Origin of the sequence: Synechococcus sp. A15-28, assembly GCF_014280175.1 — a bacterium.
GTDB lineage: Bacteria > Cyanobacteriota > Cyanobacteriia > PCC-6307 > Cyanobiaceae > Parasynechococcus.
In genome coordinates this window covers 245,109-268,834 of the sequence record NZ_CP047931.1, presented here as the reverse complement: position 1 = coordinate 268,834, position 23,726 = coordinate 245,109, and the positions used below count along the sequence as shown (strand labels likewise).

Annotated in this window: 23 protein-coding genes and 1 tRNA gene; 14 read left to right on the top strand and 10 right to left on the bottom strand. The window is 64.3% G+C overall.

The window, feature by feature from the left end; genetic code table 11:
- Window positions 1–6 precede the first annotated feature (6 nt).
- Window positions 7–1,125, top strand: a complete 1,119-nt coding sequence (gene tgt / locus SynA1528_RS01345; RefSeq protein WP_186587359.1) for a tRNA guanosine(34) transglycosylase Tgt — start codon at window positions 7–9, stop codon at window positions 1,123–1,125.
- Between the two features lie 31 nt (window positions 1,126–1,156).
- Window positions 1,157–1,300, top strand: a complete 144-nt coding sequence (locus tag SynA1528_RS01340) for a photosystem II reaction center protein K (protein ID WP_025362038.1) — start codon at window positions 1,157–1,159, stop codon at window positions 1,298–1,300.
- Here SynA1528_RS01340 and SynA1528_RS01335 read toward each other — a convergent pair whose 3' ends face one another.
- Window positions 1,301–2,035: a WecB/TagA/CpsF family glycosyltransferase gene (locus tag SynA1528_RS01335; RefSeq protein WP_186587358.1), complete on the bottom strand. Its 735-nt coding sequence runs from the start codon at window positions 2,033–2,035 to the stop codon at window positions 1,301–1,303.
- 48 nt (window positions 2,036–2,083) lie between these two features.
- Here SynA1528_RS01335 and SynA1528_RS01330 point away from each other — a divergent pair, with 48 nt between their 5' ends.
- Window positions 2,084–5,278 carry a glycoside hydrolase family 15 protein gene (locus tag SynA1528_RS01330; RefSeq protein ID WP_186587357.1) on the top strand — a complete coding sequence of 1,065 codons (3,195 nt, stop codon included), beginning with the start codon at window positions 2,084–2,086 and terminating at the stop codon, window positions 5,276–5,278.
- A gap of 15 nt (window positions 5,279–5,293) precedes the next feature.
- On the opposite strand, the gene SynA1528_RS01325 is transcribed toward SynA1528_RS01330, so the two are convergent.
- The 4 genes from SynA1528_RS01325 to SynA1528_RS01310 all read right to left on the bottom strand — a co-directional run bounded on the left by SynA1528_RS01325 (window position 5,294) and on the right by SynA1528_RS01310 (window position 8,263).
- Complete coding sequence (locus SynA1528_RS01325) at window positions 5,294–6,301, bottom strand: Gfo/Idh/MocA family protein (protein WP_186587356.1); 1,008 nt, start codon at window positions 6,299–6,301, stop codon at window positions 5,294–5,296.
- Window positions 6,302–6,338: 37 nt separating this feature from the next.
- Complete coding sequence (locus tag SynA1528_RS01320; protein WP_186587355.1) at window positions 6,339–7,622, bottom strand: hemolysin family protein; 1,284 nt, start codon at window positions 7,620–7,622, stop codon at window positions 6,339–6,341.
- Window positions 7,623–7,635: 13 nt separating this feature from the next.
- Window positions 7,636–7,708, bottom strand: a tRNA-Ile gene (locus SynA1528_RS01315).
- A 15-nt stretch (window positions 7,709–7,723) separates the two neighbouring features.
- Window positions 7,724–8,263, bottom strand: coding sequence for a hypothetical protein (locus tag SynA1528_RS01310; RefSeq protein WP_186587354.1), 540 nt, complete (start codon window positions 8,261–8,263; stop codon window positions 7,724–7,726).
- 55 nt (window positions 8,264–8,318) lie between these two features.
- On the opposite strand from SynA1528_RS01310, the gene pyrE reads away from it, so the two are divergent.
- Both pyrE and ygfZ read left to right on the top strand, forming a co-directional pair.
- Window positions 8,319–8,900, top strand: coding sequence for an orotate phosphoribosyltransferase (pyrE, locus tag SynA1528_RS01305; RefSeq protein ID WP_186587353.1), 582 nt, complete (start codon window positions 8,319–8,321; stop codon window positions 8,898–8,900).
- Complete coding sequence (gene ygfZ / locus SynA1528_RS01300; protein ID WP_186587352.1) at window positions 8,900–9,697, top strand: CAF17-like 4Fe-4S cluster assembly/insertion protein YgfZ; 798 nt, start codon at window positions 8,900–8,902, stop codon at window positions 9,695–9,697. Before pyrE ends, ygfZ begins: the two co-directional genes overlap by 1 nt.
- Here the strand turns inward: ygfZ and SynA1528_RS01295 are convergent.
- Window positions 9,679–11,154 carry a TM0106 family RecB-like putative nuclease gene (locus SynA1528_RS01295; RefSeq protein WP_186587351.1) on the bottom strand — a complete coding sequence of 492 codons (1,476 nt, stop codon included), beginning with the start codon at window positions 11,152–11,154 and terminating at the stop codon, window positions 9,679–9,681. The two genes, ygfZ and SynA1528_RS01295, sit on opposite strands and share 19 nt — an antisense overlap.
- A gap of 53 nt (window positions 11,155–11,207) precedes the next feature.
- Between SynA1528_RS01295 and SynA1528_RS01290 the strand changes: the two genes are divergently transcribed.
- From SynA1528_RS01290 to SynA1528_RS01265, 6 genes are all read left to right on the top strand, one after another.
- A complete protein-coding gene (locus SynA1528_RS01290; protein ID WP_186587350.1) occupies window positions 11,208–12,671 on the top strand; it encodes a phosphoglucomutase/phosphomannomutase family protein in 1,464 nt (487 codons plus the stop codon).
- The gene (gene rdgB / locus SynA1528_RS01285; protein WP_186587349.1) at window positions 12,668–13,243 is read left to right on the top strand and encodes an RdgB/HAM1 family non-canonical purine NTP pyrophosphatase; all 576 of its coding nucleotides are present in this window, start codon (window positions 12,668–12,670) and stop codon (window positions 13,241–13,243) included. The genes SynA1528_RS01290 and rdgB overlap by 4 nt, the downstream gene beginning before the upstream one ends.
- A 70-nt stretch (window positions 13,244–13,313) precedes the next feature.
- Entirely contained in the window at window positions 13,314–14,351 is a 1,038-nt protein-coding gene (locus tag SynA1528_RS01280; RefSeq protein WP_186587348.1) for a class I SAM-dependent methyltransferase, read from the top strand.
- Complete coding sequence (locus tag SynA1528_RS01275; RefSeq protein WP_186587347.1) at window positions 14,351–15,409, top strand: Glu/Leu/Phe/Val dehydrogenase dimerization domain-containing protein; 1,059 nt, start codon at window positions 14,351–14,353, stop codon at window positions 15,407–15,409. The genes SynA1528_RS01280 and SynA1528_RS01275 overlap by 1 nt, the downstream gene beginning before the upstream one ends.
- The gene (locus tag SynA1528_RS01270; RefSeq protein ID WP_186587346.1) at window positions 15,406–16,596 is read left to right on the top strand and encodes an FAD-dependent oxidoreductase; all 1,191 of its coding nucleotides are present in this window, start codon (window positions 15,406–15,408) and stop codon (window positions 16,594–16,596) included. Before SynA1528_RS01275 ends, SynA1528_RS01270 begins: the two co-directional genes overlap by 4 nt.
- 4 nt (window positions 16,597–16,600) lie before the next feature.
- A complete protein-coding gene (locus SynA1528_RS01265; protein ID WP_186587345.1) occupies window positions 16,601–18,148 on the top strand; it encodes a BCCT family transporter in 1,548 nt (515 codons plus the stop codon).
- Between the two features lie 13 nt (window positions 18,149–18,161).
- Here the strand turns inward: SynA1528_RS01265 and SynA1528_RS01260 are convergent, their stop codons facing one another.
- Genes SynA1528_RS01260 through fabI form a run of 3 tightly spaced genes read right to left on the bottom strand, consistent with a single transcriptional unit; the run spans window position 18,162 to window position 21,112 of the window.
- On the bottom strand, window positions 18,162–19,631 hold the full coding sequence (locus SynA1528_RS01260) for a carotenoid oxygenase family protein (protein WP_186587344.1): 1,470 nt from the start codon (window positions 19,629–19,631) through the stop codon (window positions 18,162–18,164).
- A gap of 60 nt (window positions 19,632–19,691) precedes the next feature.
- Window positions 19,692–20,300: an imidazoleglycerol-phosphate dehydratase HisB gene (gene hisB, locus SynA1528_RS01255; protein WP_186588212.1), complete on the bottom strand. Its 609-nt coding sequence runs from the start codon at window positions 20,298–20,300 to the stop codon at window positions 19,692–19,694.
- A 29-nt stretch (window positions 20,301–20,329) separates the two neighbouring features.
- A complete protein-coding gene (gene fabI / locus SynA1528_RS01250; RefSeq protein WP_186587343.1) occupies window positions 20,330–21,112 on the bottom strand; it encodes an enoyl-ACP reductase FabI in 783 nt (260 codons plus the stop codon).
- A gap of 82 nt (window positions 21,113–21,194) precedes the next feature.
- On the opposite strand from fabI, the gene SynA1528_RS01245 reads away from it, so the two are divergent.
- Together SynA1528_RS01245 and SynA1528_RS01240 are read left to right on the top strand one after the other, a co-directional pair.
- Window positions 21,195–22,115 (top strand): FAD-binding domain-containing protein, encoded by a 921-nt coding sequence (locus tag SynA1528_RS01245; protein ID WP_286187851.1) that lies wholly within the window; start codon window positions 21,195–21,197, stop codon window positions 22,113–22,115.
- A 16-nt stretch (window positions 22,116–22,131) separates the two neighbouring features.
- Window positions 22,132–22,572 carry a hypothetical protein gene (locus SynA1528_RS01240; protein ID WP_186587342.1) on the top strand — a complete coding sequence of 147 codons (441 nt, stop codon included), beginning with the start codon at window positions 22,132–22,134 and terminating at the stop codon, window positions 22,570–22,572.
- Here the strand turns inward: SynA1528_RS01240 and SynA1528_RS01235 are convergent.
- Window positions 22,554–23,069 (bottom strand): MlaA family lipoprotein, encoded by a 516-nt coding sequence (locus SynA1528_RS01235; protein WP_186587341.1) that lies wholly within the window; start codon window positions 23,067–23,069, stop codon window positions 22,554–22,556. The two genes, SynA1528_RS01240 and SynA1528_RS01235, sit on opposite strands and share 19 nt — an antisense overlap.
- Before the next feature lie 58 nt (window positions 23,070–23,127).
- Between SynA1528_RS01235 and SynA1528_RS01230 the strand changes: the two genes are divergently transcribed.
- Entirely contained in the window at window positions 23,128–23,712 is a 585-nt protein-coding gene (locus SynA1528_RS01230; protein ID WP_186587340.1) for a thioredoxin family protein, read from the top strand.
- Window positions 23,713–23,726: the final 14 nt, after the last annotated feature.

Genomic DNA, 23,726 nt, shown 5'->3' with positions numbered 1-23,726 from the left:
CTTGCCTTGTTCGGCTTCGAGATCAGCGCCCATTGCGCCAAGACCGCTGCCCGCTGTGGCTGCTTTCACACACCCCATGGACCGGTGCACACGCCCCGATTCATGCCCGTGGGCACACTCGCCACCGTCAAGGGGATCAGCATCGAGCAACTGGGCCGCACCGGGGCTCAGATGGTGCTCTCCAACACCTATCACCTGCATCTGCAACCCGGCGAAGAGATCGTGGCGGCAGCCGGGGGGTTGCACCGGTTCATGGGCTGGGACGGCCCGATGCTCACCGACTCCGGCGGCTTTCAGGTGTTCAGCCTGGGGGACCTCAACAAAATCGATGACCGTGGGGTGGTGTTCCGAAACCCCCGCGATGGACGCACCATCGACATGACGCCGGAACACGCCACGCAGATCCAGATGGCCCTGGGGGCGGACGTGGCCATGGCTTTTGACCAGTGTCCGCCCTATCCCGCCACCGAAAACGACGTGATCGATGCCTGCCGGCGCACCCACGCCTGGCTGGCCCGCTGCGTTGAAGCGCACACGCGGGAAGACCAGGCTCTGTTCGGCATCGTTCAGGGCGGATGCTTTCCCCATCTGCGCCGCGAGAGTGCTCGAGCCGTGGCCGACTTCGACTTGCCGGGGATTGCCGTCGGCGGCGTCAGCGTCGGCGAGCCGGTGGAGGAAATGCATCGCATCGTGCGAGACGTCACGCCCCTGCTCCCAACCCACAAACCGCGATACCTGATGGGCATCGGCACCCTGCGGGAGATGGCCATCGCCGTGGCCAACGGCATCGACCTGTTCGACTGCGTCTTGCCCACCCGCCTGGGGCGCCACGGCACAGCCCTGGTCAATGGCGAGCGCTGGAACCTCCGTAATGCCCGCTTCCGGCACGACCACACACCCCTGGATCCGAGTTGCTCCTGTGTGGCTTGCACCGGACACACCCGGGCCTATCTGCATCATTTGATCCGCAGCGAGGAACTGCTGGGCCTCACTTTGCTGAGCATTCACAACATCACCCAGCTGGTGCGTTTTACCACCGCTATGGCGCAGGCCATCCGGGACGGGTGTTTTTCAGAGGATTTCGCTCCCTGGGAGCCAGGCTCACCTGCCCATCACACGTGGTAGCGTCCAGCCCAACGCCTTTTGAACACTAGGGATGGCCGCCTTCACCCTCGACCTGCTGGCTCAGCTGCCCGAGGCCTATCAGGCCTTCTCTCCGCTGATCGACATTCTTCCTCTGATCCCGGTGTTCTTCCTACTGCTGGCCTTCGTCTGGCAGGCCTCCGTCGGTTTCCGCTGATCAGCGTCCCTTCAGAACAGCCCAGGCGAATGCAGGCAACGAGAGCATTCGCCTCCAGCGCGTGGGCTCCTGAATCAGGCGATACAACCACTCAACGCGGTATCGGCACATCCATGCAGGTGCACGTCTCTTGACGCCGGCCCAGACATCGAAGCTTCCGCCGACCCCCATCCAGAGTCCTTGTTGGTCTGAGCCCAACCGCTCAGACCAAGTTTCTTGGCGCGGAACACCAAGGGCCACGAGCACAAGGTCGGGCTTAAGCCGTTTGAGCTGAGCCTCAATGGAATCCCAGGCTTCCGCCGGTTGATAACCATCTACAGCCATCACGAGATTCAGGCCTGGAAGTCGCTCCGGGAGTGATGTCCGAAGACGGTCCATCACCGCAGGCGCAGCGCCCACCAGGGCCACCCGCCAGCCATGGGCTGCGGCATACCCGAGAAGCGTCCAGGCGAGTTCGATGCCCGCGGTCTTGACCACGCTCACCCGCTGCCGGGCCAAGGCCCAGACCACACCCGCTCCATCGGGGATGACCAGGTCAGCCCCTTCGATGGCATGGCCCAGCTCCGGAAGAGTGCGGGCCGTCATCGTCATCTCAGCGTTGAGGGTGACGATGCGACCACCACCGCGTGCATGAAGTCCGATGGCAGCAGCCTGAACATCACGGCAAACGTCCACGGGGATGCCGAGAACCCTGTACCTGTGGCGGTCATCTGGAGTGGTGGTGACTGAATCCATCGCCGAAGGGCTGCATTGGAGAATTTAGAAGCGGTGACAAGGCGGGTCATGGTGGTGACGGCAACACAGACCCAACCGGATCAGGATCAGCGGGACAACATCCTGGAGCGTCTCGATCATTCGATCGAGCAAGTGGTGCTGCAGCGCCAGGACCCCGTCAGCGGGTTGCTGCCCGCCAGCACGGCCCACACCGTTCACGGCAACTACGGCGATGCCTGGGTGCGGGACTGTGTGTACTCCGTGCAGTGCGTCTGGGCCCTGGCCCTGGCACACCGTCGCCGCCGTGGCTCCCACGATCGGCGGGCCTGGGAGCTGGAGCAACGGGTGATCGCCCTGATGCGGGGATTGCTGCGGGCCATGCTGCGGCAGGCCAACAAAGTGGAGCGCTTCAAGGTCAGCCTCGACCCCCTCGACGCTCTGCACGCGAAATACGACAGCAGCAGCGGTGATCCGGTGGTGGCAGATGACGCATGGGGACATCTCCAGCTCGATGCCACCTCTCTCTTTCTGCTGCAGCTGGCTCAACTCACCCGCGGTGGCTGCACGGTGATCCAGAGCCGGGATGAGGTGGATTTCATCCAGAACCTGGTGTATTACGTCGCCCGGGCGTATCGGACCCCCGACTACGGCATCTGGGAACGGGGTGACAAGGGAAACAACGGCAAGCCGGAGCGCAATTCCAGCTCCATCGGCATGGCGAAGGCCGCCCTGGAAGCCCTGGAGGACCTGGACCTATTCGGGGTCCATGGCGATGGGTCGTGCCAGCTGCTGATTCCCCAGGGGGCTGTGGTCCGTCTGCGGCGGGCCCTGGAGAGCCTGCTGCCGCGGGAATCCTCCAGCAAGGAAGCCGACAGCGCCTGCCTGTCCGTGGTGGGCTTCCCGGCCTGGGCCATCGAGGACCGGGACCTGGTGCAGCGAACTCTGCGACGGGTGCGACGGGAACTGGGCGGCGCCTATGGCTACAAGCGTTTTCTTCGGGACGGCCATCAGACCGCCGTGGAAGACGTCAATCGTCTCCACTACGAACCGGAGGAGCTGGCCCAGTTCGAAGGGATTGAATCGGAGTGGCCCCTGTTTCTGGCTTTTGAACTGGTGACCGCCTGCTGCGAGGAACGCTGGCAGGACGCCCGCACCTGGCAGAACAAACTAACAGCCCTGGCCGTGCATCGGGATGGGGAAGCGCTCTATCCCGAGCTGTATCAAGTGGCCGCCGACCGGGTCGAGGCGGAACGGAGCAGGCCAGGCAGCCAACCTCGTCAGGCCAACAGCAATCTTCCGCTGATCTGGACCCAAAGTCTGGCCTGGCTTGGCGAAATGCTGCTGGAGGGATTGATCACCCCTGAGGATCTCGATCCCTGCGAACGGCGAAACGCCCAGGGGCTCGGAACTGATGCGGTGCTCGTGGCTTTTGCAGCCGAAACGGCCTCCGTTCGACAGGCTCTGATCGATGCCGGACTGCCGCTGGACAGGGGTGACGAGATCACCATCCAGCCCTCGGATGCTCTGGCAGCCCAATGGTGCTGCATCGGGGCCAACGCGAGGCTCGGCTTGAGTGGCAAACCCCTGCAGCGCATTGAAACCGAGGACTCGGCACGGCTCTACCGCCAGGGGGAACAGACCCTGGCCTTCACGGCGGCGGTGCTGGAAGACAGCATCAGCTATCTGGCCGACGATCCACTTCAGCTGGAGGACAGCGTGGTGGATGAACTCCATCTGCTGAGGCGGCACTGGCGAGGCCCTGGGCTCCCACTGCTGCTGATTCCCATCAACGCTGAATCGTTCCAGCATCACCCCGAGGTGTTCCTGCAGCTGGGACAAACGCTGCTCACGGGTCGTATCGGGGAGATTCCTGTGCAGTTCGACCGGCTGAGTCAGCTGGCCAGGCAGGCCCGTTGGGTGCCCTTGCGAGAGGGGTACGCCGACGATGACAACAACCCGTCGGCCCTCGAGCGGAAGCGATCCGATCTGCTCCAGGAGGCCACCGACCTGCGCGATCTCACCGCCGCCGAAGAACAGGAGCTCGATGAAACCGATGCTGACGTTCTGCGGACACGGTTGTGGGACACCCAGTCCCTGCATGAACAGGCCGACGTTCTCGATCTATTGCAACGACGCTTCGGAGCCAGCGCCATCGAGACCAGTCCGCAGGGCCGCAGCGTGACGATTCAACAATTGCTCGAGGAGGTGTATCACCGCGGACTGCGCTGCCAGGACTGGAGTGTGGTGCGGCGCTGCGCCGGTGCGATGGGCATGGTCCATCCTCAGCTGGAAGACGCCCTGACCGATCTGTTGGTGCGTCAGAAACAAGTGGTCGTGGGCCGGAACTACAGCGCCGATGCACGGCTCAGCCATCCGCTGGACAGCAGCGCCATCGCCGAACGGATTGCACGGACCAGCGGGGTGGATGGCCGCGAGCGGATGCTGGAACAGGAGCTGCTGCTGGCCCTGGACGGCGTGGCCCGGCGCGATCCCGGATTGCTGAAAGGGATCCTCACCCTGCAACTCAGCCAACTGCTGCTGCTGCTCACCTCTGAACTGGCGGCGGAGCAGCAGCTCAGCCAGGACGAGGCCTTTGAAGCGTTATGCAGCAGCTCACCGCATCTGATCCGGGATCGGCTCAGGCAACTGCTCAGCGATGTTGAGCACGCCCGGGCGGCACTGCAGCGCGGAGAGCAGCTGCATGTCACCGGCCGAGTGCAGTGGAGGGTGCCGGATCCCCTCGACCAGCCCCCCAGCGGTGGCGACTGGCTTCAGCACCGCATCCGCCTGGGGTCTCTGCAGAAGGTGCCCAGAGATTTCTATGCCGGCATCTGGTCGCTGCTGCAGCACTGCCGCGGCCTTGTGATCGGCGACAAGCTGGAACGCCGCAATCGACTGAACAGCCGCCTGATCCTCGAGAAGACAGCGGGGGAAAAGAACTTCGCCACATTGGTGGAGCACCTGCTCAGTCGCATCCAGGCGCCCGAGTACCGGCAGCTCTGCACGGAGTGCCTTTTGTCCTTGATGGCTTTCGTGGAAGCCAATCCCGAGGTGCAGTTCGACGACGATCTGGCCTTGGATGTGGTGATCGGCCACGCCGTGCGAGTGGGCTGGCAACAAACCCATCCCGCCTTGACCGCATCGAGCTACAGCCAGCACAAGGCCCGAGCCTGGACGCAGTTCTATAAGGCATCACCCATTGAGTGCCGCCGTTGGCAGGTGGCGGCATTGCGGGAACTGGCCGAACAGGAAGGGCTGGTCTGATCCGCGTCGGGGTGATCAGATCGGTGCCAGCAGGGGCGCACCGGTATCCGGATGCTCTACCGCCTGCTCGATCAGGTCCGCCAGCCTCAGCGCTCGCGAGGCCTGCAGACCATCCACGGCAGGGGTTTCCCGGCCGCGCACGCACTGCAGGAAGTGCTCCAGCTCGGCGTAGAGCGGTTCAATCGAGGTGGTGCTCACCTCTTCAATGAAGCCGTCATTGCGATAAAGCAGCTCACCGTGGTCGGCGGAATACCACTCATGGGCGCGCCGATGGATGTGCAGAGTGTGATTGAGAAAATCGGTCTCCACCAAGCTGGAACGGCAGTGGGCACTCAGGCTGCGGATTTTGCGGTGGCTCATCTTGCTGGCCGTGAGGCTGGCCACTACACCGTTCTCGAAACCCAGGGTAGCATTGACGTAATCGATCGGGCCCTCGGCACTGCGACCACCGGCGGCGGCAAGCCGCACCACCGGTGCCTTCGCCAGTTCCAGCACGAGATCGATGTCATGGATCATCAGATCCAGCACCACCGACACATCGTTGGCCCGATCGGAGTGGGGGCTGTGGCGACGCCCCTCGAGCACCACCACCTCCTCATTGGCCACCACCTTGGTGAGTTCACGAAAGGCGGGGTTGAACCTCTCGATATGACCCACCTGCAGCAGACGGCCCGCCTCGCTGGCCGCTTCGATCAGTGCGGTGGCCTCGTCCTGGCTGGCGGCGATCGGCTTTTCGATCAACACATGCAACCCCGCCTCGAGGCAGGCCAGACCAACGGGGTGATGCAGCAGGGTGGGCACGGCAATGCAAACCGCTTCCACCTCGCTGAGCATCGTGCGGTAGTCAGCGAACCAGCGGCAGCCGAATTGCTCCACCGCCAAGGCACCGCGATCGCCATCGAGATCCGCCACACCGACAAGTTCGGCGTCTTTCAGCAGACTCAGCACCCTGGCGTGGTGCCAACCCATGTTTCCAATGCCGATGACCCCGACCTTGACCGGACGCATGGGGTCGGCAGACATCGACAGACCGGGGTGATTGGAGGCAGGTTATCTGGCTTCAGCCCTCTTCTTCGGACGCATCCGGAAGGACCAGTCGGACGCGTTCTATCCGAGGCCCAGCCATGGCGGTGATCTCAAACTGCAAGCCGTTGAAACGCAGAGCTTCCCCAGGGGAGGGAATGTGTTGCAGGCGTTCCAGCAGGAACCCGGCCAGGGTGTGGTGATCATCGGCTTCCGGCAAGTCCAGTTCCAACTGCCGGTTCAGTTCAAAGATTTCAAGATCACCGGCCGCCAGCCAAGCCCCAGGCTGATCCTCATCCTCCTGCAGCTCAGGCTCTTTGGTGTCCTCCTGGAGGTCATCTCCAACGATTTCTCCGTTGAGATCCGCAGCTGTTACGAGGCCCTCCGTGCCGCCGTGTTCATCCACCACCAGCAACAGCGGCTGACCACTGCGGATCATCGGTAGCAGCTCCGCCAGGGTGCTGGTCTCCAGCACCCGTACAGCCGGCTGGAGATAGGGCTCCAAGAGTGAATCAGCCCGCAGCTCTCCCCGGGCAATCGGTTCAGCCATCCTCCGCAGATCCAACACACCGCGCACGTCATCGAGGGACTGCCCGATCACCGGGAATCGAGCGTGGCGTGTGTGATGGACGGCTTCCATCATCTCGGCGAAGCGGACATCGACAGACAGCGTCACCATCCCGGACCTGGGCACCATCACTTCCCTGACCTGCGTATCGCGCAACGCAAACACACCCTCGAGGATGCTGCGTTCATCAGGGAAAAGACCCGTGACACGTCCGGATTCCACCAGGGTTTCCAGCTCTCCGGCGGAGAGGGCAGGCACCAGTTCATCCCATTTCGGCGTCAAGCCCACCAACCGCAGCAAGACGGCCGCAAGACCCTCGAGCAGGTTGAGCAGCGGCGACAGACAACGCATCGCCATCTCCAGCAGGGGAGCCAGGCGCAGAGCGGCAGGTTCCGGCCGACTCAGCACCCAGGCCTTGGGCAGCAATCCAGCCAAAAGGGTTGCTGACAGCACCAGCCCCAGGAACAGGCTGGTATCCAGCCAGACCACCCCTTCGGTCCCGTCAGGCCAAAGCCGCAATCCCAGCCCGCGACCTGCCCAGCCCAGAGCCACGAGGGCCAACGTCGCTCCGAACTGAGAGAGCATCAGGGCACGGCGCAGGCGACGCTGCAACCGATGAATGGAGGCCGCTCCGGCCTTGCCCTCCTCCACCAGCACATCAACACGACTGGGTCGCAGTCGCAGGAGGGAAACCTCTGCCGCGGCGAAGAAAGCCGGCAACAGCAGAAGCAGGGCCAGCAGTGGCAGCCGCATCAATCGAAGGGAATGGGGGTCGCGAGGATCGAACTCGCCTTAGGCGAATTATGAGTTCGCTGCATTCACCAGATTGCTAGACCCCCTGAACATCACGATTGTTACCACAGGGGTTGCAGCGGCGCGAGATCAGGTTCAGCAAACACCGGATCGGGATCCATGGTCTGGTCGAGATCAACGCTCTTCAAGGCAAGGCTGCTGTTGAAACCGTTGGTCAGATCTCGTGTTCTCAAGGGGCGTGCGGGGGTTTGCTCCTCGAGCAGCGCCCGGGTGGTGGAGCTGCTGGCAGCGGCGTCCCAGATGATGGTCTGATCCGGGAATCCCAGACCCATGACCCGGGTACCGCCATCACCCGCCACCGCAATCCCGAACAGATCGGAGATCTGATGCACCAGATCAACGCCGCGTTCGTAGGGAGCGGTCCAGGTGTAGAGGCGACGCTGCACCAGCTCACTGGTGGTCTCCACCGGGGCACATGTGGTGACCTCAACCGGCTCCATCACCTCTGACGACAGGTCTGGCGCTTCAAGCGTTGTCGTGCAGACCACAGGGCCTGCAGCCATAGGGCCTAACACGGTTGAAACACCGGCCACAGCCAGGCCCAGCAGCCAACGGGCAGACCACAGGGTTCTGGATCTCAAGAGCTCAGCACCGCTAATCGCAAACTAAGGAATGTTCGTGTGTGCGGCCAGTCCCATGACCTCAGCGTTCCGCTTCGACGACGACGCCCGACGCAGTCTGTTGGAGCGACTGGCACGGGTGGCATACCGCCATGGTCAATTCACGCTGGCCTCAGGACGGGAGAGCGAGCACTACGTGAATTGCAAACCGGTGAGCTTGAGCGGATCCGGTCTGGCTCTGATCAGCAGAGCCATGCTTGATCACGTCGATGCTCAGGCGGTTGCTGTGGCAGGACTGACCCTCGGTGCCGACCCGCTTGTCAGTGGTGTCGCGATGGCGGCGGCCCTGGCGAATCGATCACTGGATGCCTTGATCGTGCGGAAACAGGCCAAGGGTCATGGCACCGGCGCCTGGCTCGAGGGTCCTTTGCCGCAGAAGGGTGCTCTGATCACTGTGCTGGAGGACGTGGTCACCACCGGTGGCTCGTCCCTGAAAGCCGTGCATCAACTGCAGGAAGCCGGCTATGTGGTCAACAGAGTGATCACGATCGTGGACCGCGAAGAGGGAGGAGCCAAAGCCATGGCAGCGGCAGGCCTGGACCTGGTGAGCCTGTTCCGTCTGACGGAGGTGTCCAACTGCGCCCGGGAGCTCAGCTGATGACGACCACCATCCACTGGGACCAAACCTTTCCTCTGCTGCGGCTGGAGGGCATGGGTGCCAAGGACTTTCTGCAGGGGCAGACCACCGCTGATCTCTCAGGCCTGATGGCAGGAGTCCTGCAGCAGAGCTGCTGGCTCACGGCAACGGGGCGGCTTCGGGCTCTGCTGGAGCTCCGACTTGACGCCACAGGTGCCGATGTCCTCGTGCTGGCGGGAGATGCAGAGGCCGTCCGCCGCGGCTTCGATCAGGTGATCTTTCCCGCCGATCGGGTCCGGCTGGGCACGTCCAGTCTTCAGCGGCGCCTGCAGGGCCTTGATCCTGCCGGTCCGGCGTTCTGGGTCGGCGACGACCAGCCGTTACCTGAGGAACTGCATGGATCCCTCCGCCTGGAGAACGATGCTCTCGAACGCCATCGCCTCCAACAGGGCTTTCCACCCGGTCCGGAAGAAATGAATGGTGAGACGAACCCCCTGGAGTTGGGTCTCACCAACCGCATCAGCCTCGACAAAGGCTGCTACCTGGGTCAGGAGACCATGGCCAAGCTCACCGGCAAGGGAGGTGTGAAGCAACAGCTGCGCTGCTGGCGCAGCGACCAGCCCCTGCAACCCGGCGATCAGCTCAAGGTTGGCTCCGATCGTGCCGGCACCATCACCAGTGCCCTCAACACTCCCGAAGGCACGCTGGGGCTGGCTCTGGTGCGTCGGCAGTTCCTTGATCTTCCGTCCTTGCAGGGGCCGGCCGATCAAGCTGTGATTCTGGCGACACCAGCGGCCTTTCAGGCCCCAGCCTCCTGATCTTGACGCCGAAGCCAGTCGGCGACGGCCCACGTAGCACGGCAATCGTCGCGGTTGTACTGAAAAATCCAACGCAGGGCATAGGAACTGCCGCGTCGATCGGGTCCTTCCCCCTGCCAATGGCGCCACCAGAGCAGGGCATGGGCACCGTCCACACCGCTCTGGCTCCACTGAAAGCCACGCCAGGCCGCCACAGACTTCAAGCCATAGCTGCTGAGAGGTAAACGCCAGTGCTGGCGGATTCGGGCATGGACATCCACCAGGCGCCGTCGTAACCGGGCCTGATGCCTCTCAGAGACGCCTTGCCGCTGCGCCATCCGCAACAGGGCCAGCGATTCGGTTTCGCCGTAATGAAGCACCGGCCAGTCGCTGTAACGCCCGATGTAGCGAGCGATCCGTTGCCAGCTGCGGGGCTCACCATGGCCCGCCAACACCAGCAGGGGCTGATATCGCGCCGCTGCCGGATCCCAACCTCCATCCCCGCCACGTGGCAGGCACCAGAAGCCATGCAGGAAGTCGTGGCGGGCGTCCGGGTCGGACTCGATGTCGTAAAGCAGCGCACCCGGAGCCGATGTCAGTTCCGGCAGAGCCGGAGTGCTGCTGAGCCGTTCCGGCAGGCCACTGCGCTGGCAGCGGGCCTGGGCCACCAGGCTGCGGGCGACATCGCCGTGCTGTTCACCGAAGCGCTCCATCGCGGTGGCCAACTGCTCCGGGTTGGCTGCCGCCAGATCAGCGAGACCGTGCACATTGAGCTCCTGGAGCATCTCCCGACGCTTGGCTCCGATGCCGCTCACCTCGCTGAGGTGACCTTCTCGGGATGCGACGCCGTTGCAGACCTGGCGCCAACTGCAGAGAGTGCACTTGCGGCGGTCCGCTGCCAGATCGGGCGGCTCCAGCCGCTGCAGATCCAGCCGCAGCTTGCGCAACGCATCCCCCAGTTGCTTGCGGAGTCCAGCGGACAGACCAACACGGTCCCGCTCGAGACGACGGCCTCCGCCACCGACCACAAGCATCTCGGTCACCGGCGCCTGCTGCTCCTGCTCCAGCAGCAGAGCCATCAGCGCCAGGGGCAGCTGGTGTTCCCGCGTCATGCGACGGCCCTGACGCGCCAGCACCGGCTGGTATGCAAAAGGTCCCCAACGGCTGGTGCCTTTCACCCGCAGCAGCAGAGGCGGGTGCGCTTCCAGGGCTTCTCCGCCGGGTCCTTCACCCTTCAATCGCAGGCCGACAACGCCATCCGCCCCCGCAGCGCAGGCCGCCTCACCTCGGCCAGGCTTCTGGGGCAGAAGCGCCACGAAGCAGCGCTGCTGATCATCCAGCAGGAGATTGCGGTGCGCCGTCCACTGACGCAGGGACGAATCCCCATAACGATCGAGCCAGGCCTTGCGGCGGCAACGCAGCCAGCTCCGCAGCAGACGGTCGGTGAGAACGTTGTCGGCAAGCGGGGTGGCACCCATGGGCCGACCTTACGGCTGCCAGCTGCTAAATCCTCAGCATTGACCGCACGGCCATGGCGTCATCACCACTCCGCCTCAGTCCTGCACCGATCAAATTCGGCACCGACGGCTGGCGCGGCGTGCTGGGCGTGGACATCACCGTGGAACGGCTGCTGCCGGTCGCAGCTGCCGCTGCACAGGAACTGACCCATCGCGCACCGGAGGGCCTGAGGAGCCGCACTGTGGTGATCGGCTTCGATCGCCGCTTCCTGGCGCCGGAACTGGCGGAAGCCATCGCCAGCGCCGTGCGTGGCTGCAACCTGGAGCCACTGCTCACCTCCACCCCCGTTCCCACGCCCGCCTGCAGCTGGGCTGTGGTGGAGCGGAAAGCCCTGGGAGCGTTGGTGATCACCGCCAGCCACAACCCCCCCGAATGGCTTGGCCTGAAGATCAAAGGGCCCTTTGGCGGATCGGTGGAAGGGGATTTCACCGCAGCGGTGGAGCGGCGACTGGCGGCTGGCGGCATCACCGCACCCATTGCAGCCACCAGCCACTGCTTTGACGGCCGGGGCGAGCATCTGGAGGGCTTGCGTCGTAAATTAGACCTCACCGCTTTGGTGACAGGTCTCAAAGCGATGAACCTGCGGGTGATCGTCGATCCGATGCATGGATCGGCAGCGGGCTGTGTCAGCGATCTGCTCGGCCCTGAAGCCTCAGAGCTGGTGGAAGAGATCCGCACCAATCGTGATCCCCTGTTCGGCGGCCATCCGCCGGAACCCCTGGCGCCTTATCTCAGCGACCTGATCACAGCGGTGCAGCAGTCCACGGCTGCCGGCACCCCTGCTGTGGGACTGGTGTTCGACGGTGATGGCGATCGCATCGCCGCGGTGGATGAAAACGGTCGATTCTGCAGCACCCAGCTGTTGATGCCCCTGCTGATCGACCATCTCGCCAGGGCCCGCCAGCTGCCTGGAACGGTGGTGAAAACGGTGAGCGGTTCCGATCTGATGCGCCTGGTGGCGGATGCCCAGGGCCGTGACGTCCTCGAGCTGGCAGTGGGCTTCAAGTACATCGCCAGCGAGATGTTGGCGGGTGAGGTGCTGATCGGCGGTGAAGAGTCCGGTGGGGTGGGCTTCGGCATGCACCTGCCGGAACGGGACGCCCTGTTCGCCGCGATGCTTGTCTTGGAAGCCCTGGTGGAAGGTGGCCAACCCCTTGGCAGCCGCCTCGACGCACTGCAGCAGCACCACGGTGGTGCCAGCCACTACGACCGGCTGGACCTGCGGCTTCAGGACATGGAGGCCCGGCGGCGCCTGGAGACCCTGCTGGAGAGCTCCACCCCCCAGGAGGTTGCCGGGGCTGCGGTGGTTGAGGTGAACACAACGGACGGCATCAAGCTGCGCATGGGCGCCAGCCATTGGCTGATGCTGCGCTTTTCGGGAACGGAGCCCCTTTTGCGCCTGTATTGCGAAGCCCCGGATGCCGATCGGGTCGGCGCTGTGCTGGCCTGGGCAAAGCATTACGCCGAGGCCGCATGAGGACCCTGGTGATCGCCAGCGGAAACGCCGGCAAGATCCGTGAATTTCAGGGCTTGCTCCAACACCTTCCTCTCGACGTCCAGCCTCAGCCCGAGGGTATGGACGTCGAAGAGACCGGCAGCACCTTTGCAGCCAATGCCCGGATCAAGGCCAAGGCGGTGGCCACCACCACCGGCCACTGGGCTTTGGCCGATGATTCCGGACTCAGCGTGAACGCCCTCGGGGGAGCTCCGGGCGTGCACTCAGCCCGGTACGCCCCGACAGACCCGGAACGAATCAACAAACTTTTGAGCGCTCTGTCCAAGACCAGCGAGCGTGACGCGCAGTTCTGCGCAGCGCTGTGCGTTGCCGCTCCCGATGGCAGCGTGTTGATTGAGGTGGAGGGACGTTGTGATGGCCGCATCACCACCCTCCCCCGCGGCGAAGGAGGTTTTGGCTACGACCCGATCTTTGAAGTGAGCGGAACCGATCTCACCTTCGCTGAGATGCCACTGAGCGACAAGAAAGCCCATGGCCACCGCGGTAGGGCCTTTGCCCTGCTGGAACCTCGGTTACGAGCCCTGCTCTCCTAAACAGGTGCTCTCTGTCACGAAGCTCTGACAAATTCGTCCTGTACGGTAATTACTGCCGCTGACAAGGTCGATGGCCATCGCCATGACCACGGGTTACAGCGCGCAGACCGAAGGCGCTCTCCTCTGCATCGAAGCCGCCTCGGACTGGGCCTTGACTTGTGTTGACCAACTGACTGCCCAAGACAGTCATGTTCTGATCGATTACGGAGCTGCCGATGGCGGCACTGCCGTCGGTCTCTGGCATCAGGTGCTGGACCGCCTGCACGCCAACCAGCCCGATGCCCACTTGACGCTGATCGGCAATGACCTGCCGAGCAACGACAATGTGGCCCTGGCTGAGAACCTGGCTCTGCAGATCCCCAGGGCCCCCAAGCCGACCGTGCTCGTCAGTGCCCGCAGCTTCTACGAGCCATCGGTGGCACCGAACACCGTGAGTTTCGGCTTCTCCGCCACAGCCATGCACTGGCTGAGTGAGTCGCCCGGACCCTTGGACACCCACACTCACGTGCTCGCCTCCGGCGATGGAGAAGCCCTCCAGCGCTTCACGGCCCAAGCACTCAAGGACTGGACCTACGTTCTCGAGCTGCGCAGCAAGGAACTCAAAGTCGGTGGCCGCCTGCTGACGGTGAACCTGTCCCGGGATGGTGAAGGGCGCTATCTCGGCCACAACGGCGGTGAAACCCGCAACGTTCACGACCAGCTGCATCAGATCTGGCGCGGCATGGCCGATGAGGGCCTGATCAGCGAAGAGCAGTACCGCAAGGGCACGGTCCTGAACTTCTACAAGTCGCCTGAAGAATTCATGGCGCCGTTGAAGGACACCGCTTCGGCTCCTTACCGCAATGGTCTGCGACTCGTCGACGAGCACACGGTGTACGTGAAATGTCCGTACCGCCGCCGTTGGAATGAGGATGGTGACACCGCCAGCTTTGCCGCTGGACTGATGGCCACCATTCGCAGCTGGAGCCGTCACAGCTTTGCCAGCGTTGCTGGAGATGCCGTGGCCGATCAGGTCTATGCACGACTGGAGCAGCGCATCGCCGAAGCTCCGAGTGAATGGAGCCTGGACTACGTCGAGCACCATCAGATGATGGAGAAGGTCGCCTGATGACGACCACCACAACCAGACCCACACCGACTGTTTCGGTGCTGGCGGAACACGTCTCCGAACATCTCTCGGTGTTCGTGGTGGCCGAGGACACCGATGCCAAGCGTCCTGCCAACGGTGGCCTGCGGCTGCTGAACTACCCCAGTGATGAAGCCTGCATCGCCGACGGCGAGCGGCTGGCCGGGCTGATGACCCACAAGCACGATCTCTACGGCACCGGTTTCGCCGGCGGCAAGATCGTGGCTCGGGCCAAGGAACCCGCCGCCGTAAAGGATGAGCTGATCAACGTGACCGCAGAACTGCTGCAGTCCCTGGACGGCGCGATGATCACCGGATGTGATCTCAACACCAGCCTCGAGGACATGGAGCGACTCACGGAGCTCACGCCCCATGTGCTGGCTGCCGTCGGCAGCCCGGTGGATGCCAGCGCCGCCACAGCCCACGGCACCCTGGGCGCCGTGGAAGCGGTGCTCGAAGCGGAACTCAAAGATGCGAAACCCGGCCAGGCCCTGGTGCACGGCTGCGGGGCGGTGGGCGGCACCGTGGCCCGCACGCTGGTTGAGCATGGCTGGACCGTGTTCACAGTGGATCTCAGCCGCGAACGCGCAGGGTTCCCCGGCGCCACACCCCTGGCCCAGGGCTGCCCCTGGTGGGAATTGAAACTCGACCTGCTGCTGCCCTGTTCCATTTCCGGCCTGATCAACGCGGAGATGGCCTCTGCCTTGCGGGTCACCTCCGTGGTGCCTGCGGCCAATGCCCCTTTCCAGAGTCCGCACCTGGCCGATGACCTGCGGCGCCGGGGAATCCGGGTGCTGCCCGACCCCCTGGTGAACGCCGGTGCGGTGATCGCCGACTCGATTGAGCGCTTCTCACCGGATGCCTGGAAGGGTGCTGGGGCCACGGACGTTTACGCCTTCGTCCGTCAGGAGGTCCGCAGACGAGCCAATGACTTCCTCAACCAGCGCGATCAGGGCCTGTCCGTTGGCGCCGCCCTGGACGAAGTGGCCGCCACACCATCCACCGATCCCATCGGCCTCAGCTTCGGGGACACCCCATGACCCAATCCTCTTCCCTGCCGACCCAAGCGGCCATCGTCATCGTCGGTGGCGGCATGGCGGGCCTCAGCTGCGCCGCCTCCCTGGCGCGCCGCGGCATCAACGATGTGGTGCTCCTGGAAGCCAAGACCCTGGCCCATGCCAAAGCCAGCAGCTTCGGCGAAACCAGGATGTTCCGGGAGATGTACTCCGACCCGGTGCTCTGTCGCCTGGCCCAGGAGGCCAACCGCCTGTGGCGGGAGGAGGAAGCCCATGCCGGTGAGCAGCTCCGGGAAACCCACGGGCTGCTGTTTTACGGCGAAAGCTGGGACGAGGAGACCATTGAAGGCTCGATCCCCGGTGCCCGCCGGGTGATGGACGATCAGGGCATTCCCTATGAAGCCCTTGATGCCGATGCGATCAGATCACGGTTCCCACTGAAGCCCAAGTCGGATTTCACGGGGTTGTTTGAACCCACCGCCGGCGCGGTCCGCAGCGACAAGGTGATCGCCCACTGGACCCGCACGGCACGGCAGGCCGGTCACCAATTGATCGAGCATTGCCCCGTGGCAGGCATCGATGCCGACGGGACCGGTGTGACTCTGGAGAACGGCCATCACATCGGTGCTGGCCAGGTGGTGGTGGCCAGCGGCATCTGGAGTCAGCTGCTGCTGGCCCCCCTGGGTCTGGCACCGAAACTGGAGGTCTGGCCGATGCTCTGGGCCCACTACACCGTCGATCCGGCCTTGGCCGATCGTTATCCCCAGTGGTTCTGCTTCCAGCGCGAACGGGGCGATGATGGCGGTCTCTACTACGCATTCCCGGTGCTGAGCCACACCGAAGACGGCCGGCCCCGGATCAAAGCCGGGATCGACTGGGCGCCCCAGGAGCTCCGCGTGGCCGAGCCCAACGCCATGGCCACTGAGGCGCCGCCAAGGCTCGTGGAACTGCTCGACACCTTCCTGTTCAACAACGTGGAGGGCGTTCAAGAGCGCGTGGAAACGGTGATGAGCCCGTACTCCATGGCCAGCGATGTGAATTTTGTGCTGGATCGCCTCAGCCCCAGCCTCAGCCTGTTCGCCGGTGGCTCCGGTCAGGCCTTCAAGTTCGCACCGCTGATCGGAGATTCCCTGGCGCGGTTGGCCTGCGGTGAGCAGCCTGCCGTTGACCTTTCCTGCTGGAGCCACCAGCGCGATGCCGTCCGAGCCTGAAAGCATGACCATCCATCCCACGAGCGATCGGTCCTGGTGGCGGCAGCCGCCCCTCTGGGTCGGTGCCACGCCACTGCTGATCTTTCTGGTGGTGTCAGCCATTGACCTGGCCCTGGCAAAGCAATTCACCGACAACGGCAAGGCTGTGGTCAGCACGGCCCTGGGTGGGCTCTGGCAATGGATGGTGCTGTTGGTCTTTGTGATCGCTATGGTCGTTGCCATCAGCCCGGTCGGCAACGTTCGCCTTGGTGGCGCTGAGACCAAACCAAGTCTGAAACTGTTCGATTGGTGCGCGGTGCTGATCTGCACCCTGCTGGCCGGGGGTGGCGTTTTCTGGTCCGCTGCCGAACCGCTGTATCACTTCCAGACTCCATCACCCGTGTTTGCGGGCGTCCAAGGGGGGACCGCGGAAGCAGTGGATCCTGCCCTGGCGGTGAGCTTTCTGCACTGGGGCTTTCTTGCCTGGGCCCTGGTGGCCACCACCACCACGATCACCTTTTCAATCCTGGAACGTCGGGGCGAGCCACTGCGGCCACGCACGTTGCTGGTGAACATCGTGCCGCGGGGCTGGGTGGATGGGCCGATCGGTCACCTCGCGGATGGACTGTCCGTGGTCGCGGCGATTGCCGGCACCGTCGGCCCCCTTGGGTTTCTGTCCCTTCAACTCAGCAACGCCGCCGGCCAGCTGCCCTGGCTCAGCGACAGCGCCGGGCTGCAGTCGCTGGTGGTGGTGCTGCTCACCGCTGTCTTCGCCAGCTCCACCGTCAGCGGGATACAGAAGGGGATCAAGTGGCTGTCGGAACTCAATGTCTGGCTGACGCTCACCATGGCGGCCGGGCTGCTGCTGCTCGGGCCTGGCCTGTGGCTGATCCAGCACTTTTTCAGCGGCTTCCTGACGTATCTGATCCACCTGCCGCGGATGGCTCTGACGCCCAATCTGGCGCCGGGCAACTGGATCAACGGCTGGACCGTTTTCTACTGGGGCTGGTTCCTCGGCTATGCCCCACTGATGGGTCTGTTCACCGCTGGCGTCAGCCGTGGCCGAACCATCCGCGAGCTGGTGCTGGCCGTGGCGATTCTCTGCCCGATCGTGACCAACATCTGGTTCACGCTGCTGGGGGGCACCGGTCTGCAACTGGAACTGGCCGGTGCTGGCATCAGTGAGGCCCTGGCCCAGAACGGTGCCGCGGCGGCCTTGCTCGCGATCCTCAGCCAACTCCCCCTGGCAGGCCTTCTGATCCCGATCGGTCTGGTGCTGGTGGTGCTGTTCATGTGCACCAGTGCCGATTCCATGAGCTACGCCGCCGCCATGGTGGTGAGCGGCCGCACAGAACCACCGGCCCCCCTGCGACTGTTCTGGGCCTTGATGATCGGCAGCCTCACACTTGTGCTGCTGCGCATCGGCAGCGGCCTGGGGGACAGCACCTCCATCGATGCCCTGCAGGCCTTCATCGTGATCACCGCGGTGCCGGTCACACCGCTGGTGCTGGCCACCCTCTGGAGTGCTCCACGGTTGGCCTGGAAGGAAGCGAAACGGGAAGGACTCAGTTGAGCCGAGGCGGGCCTCAGGACTCAGCGGCCCAGCTGCCGTGCAAGCCATGGGGCACCGCAAGCGGCAGCTCCAGCACCGCCACCTCCGACAGATCACGGGCATTAAGGATCACCAGATCGGATGCAGCCCGGGCCCCGTTCCACACCAGATCCAGCACCCAACCGTCGTCCTCAGCTTCCGAACCTGGACTACGCACCATCAACGGCTCACTCACGAAACCACGGGGGGCAGCACTCCAGGTGTGGGTGGCGCCGGAAGCCAGATCAAGCTTCTGAATGGCCTGCAACGGATCATTGCCTGTCTCCCGCTCAGCAACAGCCATCCAGGCGAAGCGGGCTCTGAGGCCCTGACGCTCTGGATTCACCATGGCGAACTCGCAAGTCCGCTCGCTGATCCGCTCGGTCTGCACCGATTCGCGGCTCAGATCAAGGCGGCAGCGGTGCAGGATTCCCTCGGGGACCTTGTCGAAATCCACCTGCGCGAAATCGTCATCGGGACCGATGGACGGGAAATCGTCGTAGACGATGCTTTCCACCACCACATGATCTCCGTCCTCAAAGGCGTTGAGGTGATGGAAGACGAAGCCGTCGGGGGCTTCGAGGATGCGGGGTTTTTGTCCGGCGAAACGACCGGAGTCGCGCGGAATCAACCAGAAACGCCCTTTGCCGCCGGGCTGTGAGGCCAGGCACTGGGCAGCACCTTTTTCGCCGGTCACAAACGGCAAGGGATTGAAGGCGATGGCGTTCTGCAGGAACACCGCCCAGTTGGGGGTGATGGCGAAATCGTGGAGGAAAGCGAAACCGGGGAACGTGTCAGAACGATCGTGCAGCAGCGCACCGGCATCAGGACCATCGGTGGCGAATTCCATCAGACGAATGGTGCTGCGGGGCCCGGTCTTCACACCGAAGGTGACCATGCAGGGCCGGCCGTTGTGGCCGGGATCGAAGCGCGGGTGAGCGCTGAAGGCCTCGCCCTTCTTCAGCACACCATCGAGCCGGGAGAGGCCGCGGGTCTCCAGGCTGCGGGGATCGAGGGCATGGGGCTCGGCGGCTTCCCAAAGAGCGAACAACTGATCACCCAGACGCACCACGTTGGTGTTGGCGATGTTCTTCAGGCGCAGATCGAAGGCATTGGCCAGACGCCCGCCGGGTTTCTGGCTGCCGAACACGCCTCGGTAGAGCACCTTGCCGGCCTTTTCCTCCGCCAGCCAACCCTCGGTGCGCACAAAGCGGTTGCTGAGGGAAACGCTGCCGTTCTCAAACCGCATCGCCGCGATCATGCCGTCGCCATCGAAGGGGTGATGCACCCGATGGCCATCCCGCTCCAGACGACCGGGTCCATTGCGATACAGGGTGCCCTGAAGCTCCGTGGGCACCGCGCCACGCACCGGCGTCAGCGCCACATCGGTGAGTTCCTCCTCCACATTGACAAAGGCGCTGGCCCAGTCGCTGCGGTCGTAGCTGCGGGCGGGGGCGACGGTCACGGGCGGAGGGTCAACGTGGCACCATCCTCTCGTAACGGACTGTGAAGCGCGCAGCCGGCCTCAGTTGGCGCCGGCCTGCTCCAGGACGCCTTTGCTGCTGGGGATCGCGCCAGCCCGGCGGGGATCGATTTCTGTGGCCATGCGCAAGGCGCGCGAAAACGCCTTGAAACAGGCCTCCACGATGTGGTGGGAGTTGGCCCCGTCCAGCTGGCGGATGTGGAGGGTCAGCCCGCTGTTGTTGACCACCGCCACGAAGAACTCCTTCACGAGCTCAGTGTCGTAGGTACCGATCTTCTGGCTGGAAATGATCAGGCTGTAGCTGAGGTGGGGACGGCCGGAACAATCCAGGGCCACCTGCACCAGGGCCTCATCCAGGGGCGCCACGAAATGACCGAAGCGATGGATGCCACGTCGGTCCCCCAGGGCCTGAGCCAGGGCCTGGCCCACGGCGATGCCCACGTCCTCATTGGTGTGGTGATCATCGATGTGGGTATCGCCCACCGCATTGACGTCCAGATCGATCAGGCCGTGGCTGCTGATCTGATGAAGCATGTGATCGAGGAACGGCACGCCGGTGCTGGCCTGGCACTGGCCGGAACCGTCCAGGTCCAGCCGCACCTTCACATCGGTTTCACCGGTGACCCGATGGATCTCCCCCTGACGTGCCATCACCGCTGCTCCGCTGTCCTCATGCTGCCTCACATGCCGGTGACGCAGTAGCCCGCATCCACGTAAATGGTCTGTCCGGAGATGCCGCTGGCCAGATCGCTGAGCAGGAAGGCTGCGGTGCCGCCCACCTCCATCTGGGTCACGGTGCGGCGCAGGGGAGCTTTCTCCTCCACGTTGTGGATCATGTCGAGGATGCCGCCGATGGCGGAGCTGGCCAGGGTGCGGATCGGGCCGGCACTGATGGCGTTGACGCGCACCTGCTTCTCCGGACCCAGCTCAGCAGCCAGGTAGCGGACGGAGGCCTCCAGGGCCGCCTTGGCCACGCCCATCACGTTGTAATTGGGAATGGCCCGCTCTGCGCCGAGGTACGAGAGCGTGATCACGCCGGCCTTCTCGCTGAACAGCGGCTTGGCATGGGCGCAGAGGGGGGCCAGGGAATAAGCGCTGATATCAAGGGAGCGGGCAAAGCCTTCCGCCGTGGTGGCGCTGTAGTCGCCGATCAGCTCCTCCTTGCCGGCGAAGGCCAGGCAGTGCACGAGGCCATCAAGAACGCCCCACTTCTCCTTGATCTCCGCGAAGACCTCGGCCATCTGGTCGGCGTCCTGCACATTCAGGGGCAGGAACAGGCTGGGCTCCAGCGGTGCGGTGAGTTCGCGCACCTTGGCTTCGAAGCGGCCCTTTTCATCGGGCAGATAGGTGATGCCGAGTTCGGCGCCGGCCGCCTTCAACTGCTGCGCGATGCCCCAGGCGATCGATCGGTTGTTGGCGATGCCGGTGACGAGGATCTTCTTGCCGGTGAGATCAAGCAGCATCGAAACGGACCGGAACGGGTTGCATCGCGCGATTCTCCCCCATCCCCCGCCAGGATCTCGGCTCGCTCGCTTCAGAAGGCCGGTGCCCAGCACCCCGTCAGCCCCCCATCCCGGCGATCTGCCCCGTCAGTTCGCCTCAAGAGACTCCCTCGAGGCGCTGCTGACTCAGGAATTCCCCAGCGCGGAGGGTCCCCTCAGCCCGATCCACGGCGGCCGCCAGGCTGCCGACGCCAAACTGGCGAAGGTGCAGCCGTCCCGCTACGCCAAAAGCCGCAATCACCTGAAGGGTGCCGTCACCGGCCTTTCCCCCTTCATCCGCCACGGCGTGCTGACGCTGGCGGAGGTGCGTGATGCCGTGTTTCAACGCATCCGCAAACGGGACGACGGCGGCAAGCTGATCAACGAGCTGGGCTGGCGCGACTTCTGGCAGCGGATGTGGCTGGATCTGGGCGATGGCATCCACAACGACCAGGAGGCGTTCAAGACAGGCCACGACGCCAGCTCCTACGCCAGGGAGCTACCCGAAGACGTGCGCGACGGCCGCACCGGGCTGGCCTGCATGGATGGCTTCCGCACCGAGCTGGTGACGACGGGTTGGCTGCACAACCACGCCCGCATGTGGATGGCCGCCTGGCTGGTGCACTGGCGTCGGGTGCATTGGAAAGCCGGCGCCGACTGGTTCCTCGAACACTTGCTGGACGGCGATCCCGCCAGCAACCACCTCAGTTGGCAGTGGGTCGCCAGCAGCTTCAGCCACAAGCCTTACTTCTTCAATCGGGGCAACTTGGAGCGCTACAGCGATGGCCGCTATTGCGATGGCTGTCCCAGCGCCAGCCGTTGCCCCTTCGAGGGCAGTTACGACCAGTTGGAGAGTCAGCTGTTTGCCCCGATGCCGGCCATTCGGGACAGCGGCAACGACCGCAACCGTCGGGACCGACGGCCGAACAACCGCCAACAGGGGAAGGGGGGCGCCAGTGCTGCCCTGGCCCGCCCCAAGCGATAGATACCGACTGGAAGCCATGACTCTGCAACGACCGATTCTCTGGGTTCACGAAGAAGCCCTTGGACCCGCCAACCCAGCCCTGCGGGCCTGGCCGGATGCGCCAGCGCTATTCGTCTTTGACACGAATTGGATTGAGGCCGCCCGGATCAGCCGCAAACGCCTTGGTTTTCTCTACGAAAACGCCCTCGAGCTCCCACTCACGTTGCGCAAGGGGGATGTGGCGGCCGAAGTGATCGCCTTCGCACATCGCCATGGGGCGGATGGCGTGGTGACCAGCACCGCCGTGGATCCGCGCCTGCAACGGATCGCCGATGCCATCGAAGCGGAGCTGCCTTTGCAGGAACTGGATCCTGAGCCTTTCGTCGAATTGCCTCGGCCACCACGGCTTGGGCGCTTCAGCCGCTACTGGCGCGAGGCGGAGCCGGTGGTGTGGGAGAGCTACTCGGCCGCAGGCTGATTGCGCAGCAACGCTTCCACCCGCTCCAGCTCATCGACGGGATTGGTGAGCAGTTCCCCTTGTTCCAGGGCCGGCAGACGCACGGGCACCACCTCCGCTTCCGATCGTGGTGGCTCGCTCCAGACCCATTGGGCATCGGGGGCACGCTGCTGGCAGAGGGCTTCCAACTCCCGCTGCAAAGCCTTGGTCACGTCCTTGCGTGCCACCGCCGCAAAGAACTCAGCACGGGTCGCCAGACCGGAACTGAACGGGGTGGTGCCATTGCCGTTGAACAGACGCGCTGGGTCCGGCAGCCAACGGGGTCTGCAGATCGCTGGATCGCTGGTGTCCGTCTCCAGAAAGATGTGCAGTCCGTAGCCATCCGGTTGGTTCACCACCGCCAAACCGTCGTGGGGGGCGTAGCGCTGCAGGGGAATCACGCGCCAGCTGGGGGGGTCCGCTGGCGCCGAACAACCAAGCAACAGCATCACCCCTGCCATGGCCAGCCCGCGCTGCATCGCACTTCTCGAGCTGCGGTCATCCTGATAGCAACACGACGGATCTGCAGGAATCGCCATGGCCCTCACACCCTCCACGATGCTGGCTCTGGACACTCCCCTACCGGCGTTCTCACTGCCGGCGGTCGCAGGGGGCAGCATCAGCAACGCCGACCTGGATGGGCGGCCAGTGCTGCTGATGGTGATCTGCGCCCATTGCCCGTTCGTCAAGCATGTGGAACCGGAACTGAGCCGACTGGAGCGGGACTACGGCACGGCGGTTCAGCTGCTGGCGGTCAGCAGCAACAGCCTGATCACCCATCCCCAAGACGGCCCGGAGCAGCTGGCGGACCAGGCCCGTCGCCACGGCTGGCGTTTTCCCTATCTGCTGGATGAACAGCAACGCCTGGCCCGCGATCTCAGAGCCGCCTGCACCCCGGAGTTTTACCTCTTTGCGGCTGATGGAGATGGACCGCAGACGCTCCGGTACCGCGGTCAGCTGGATGGCAGCCGCCCCGGCAACGACGTGCCGCTCAACGGTGTTGACCTGCGGGCCGCTCTGGAGGCGGTCCTAAGCGGCAGCACTGTGAATCCCAACCAGACCGCCTCGGTGGGCTGCAACGTGAAATGGAATCCCGGACAGGAGCCGGAGTGGTTCGGCTGATCCGCTTAAGATTT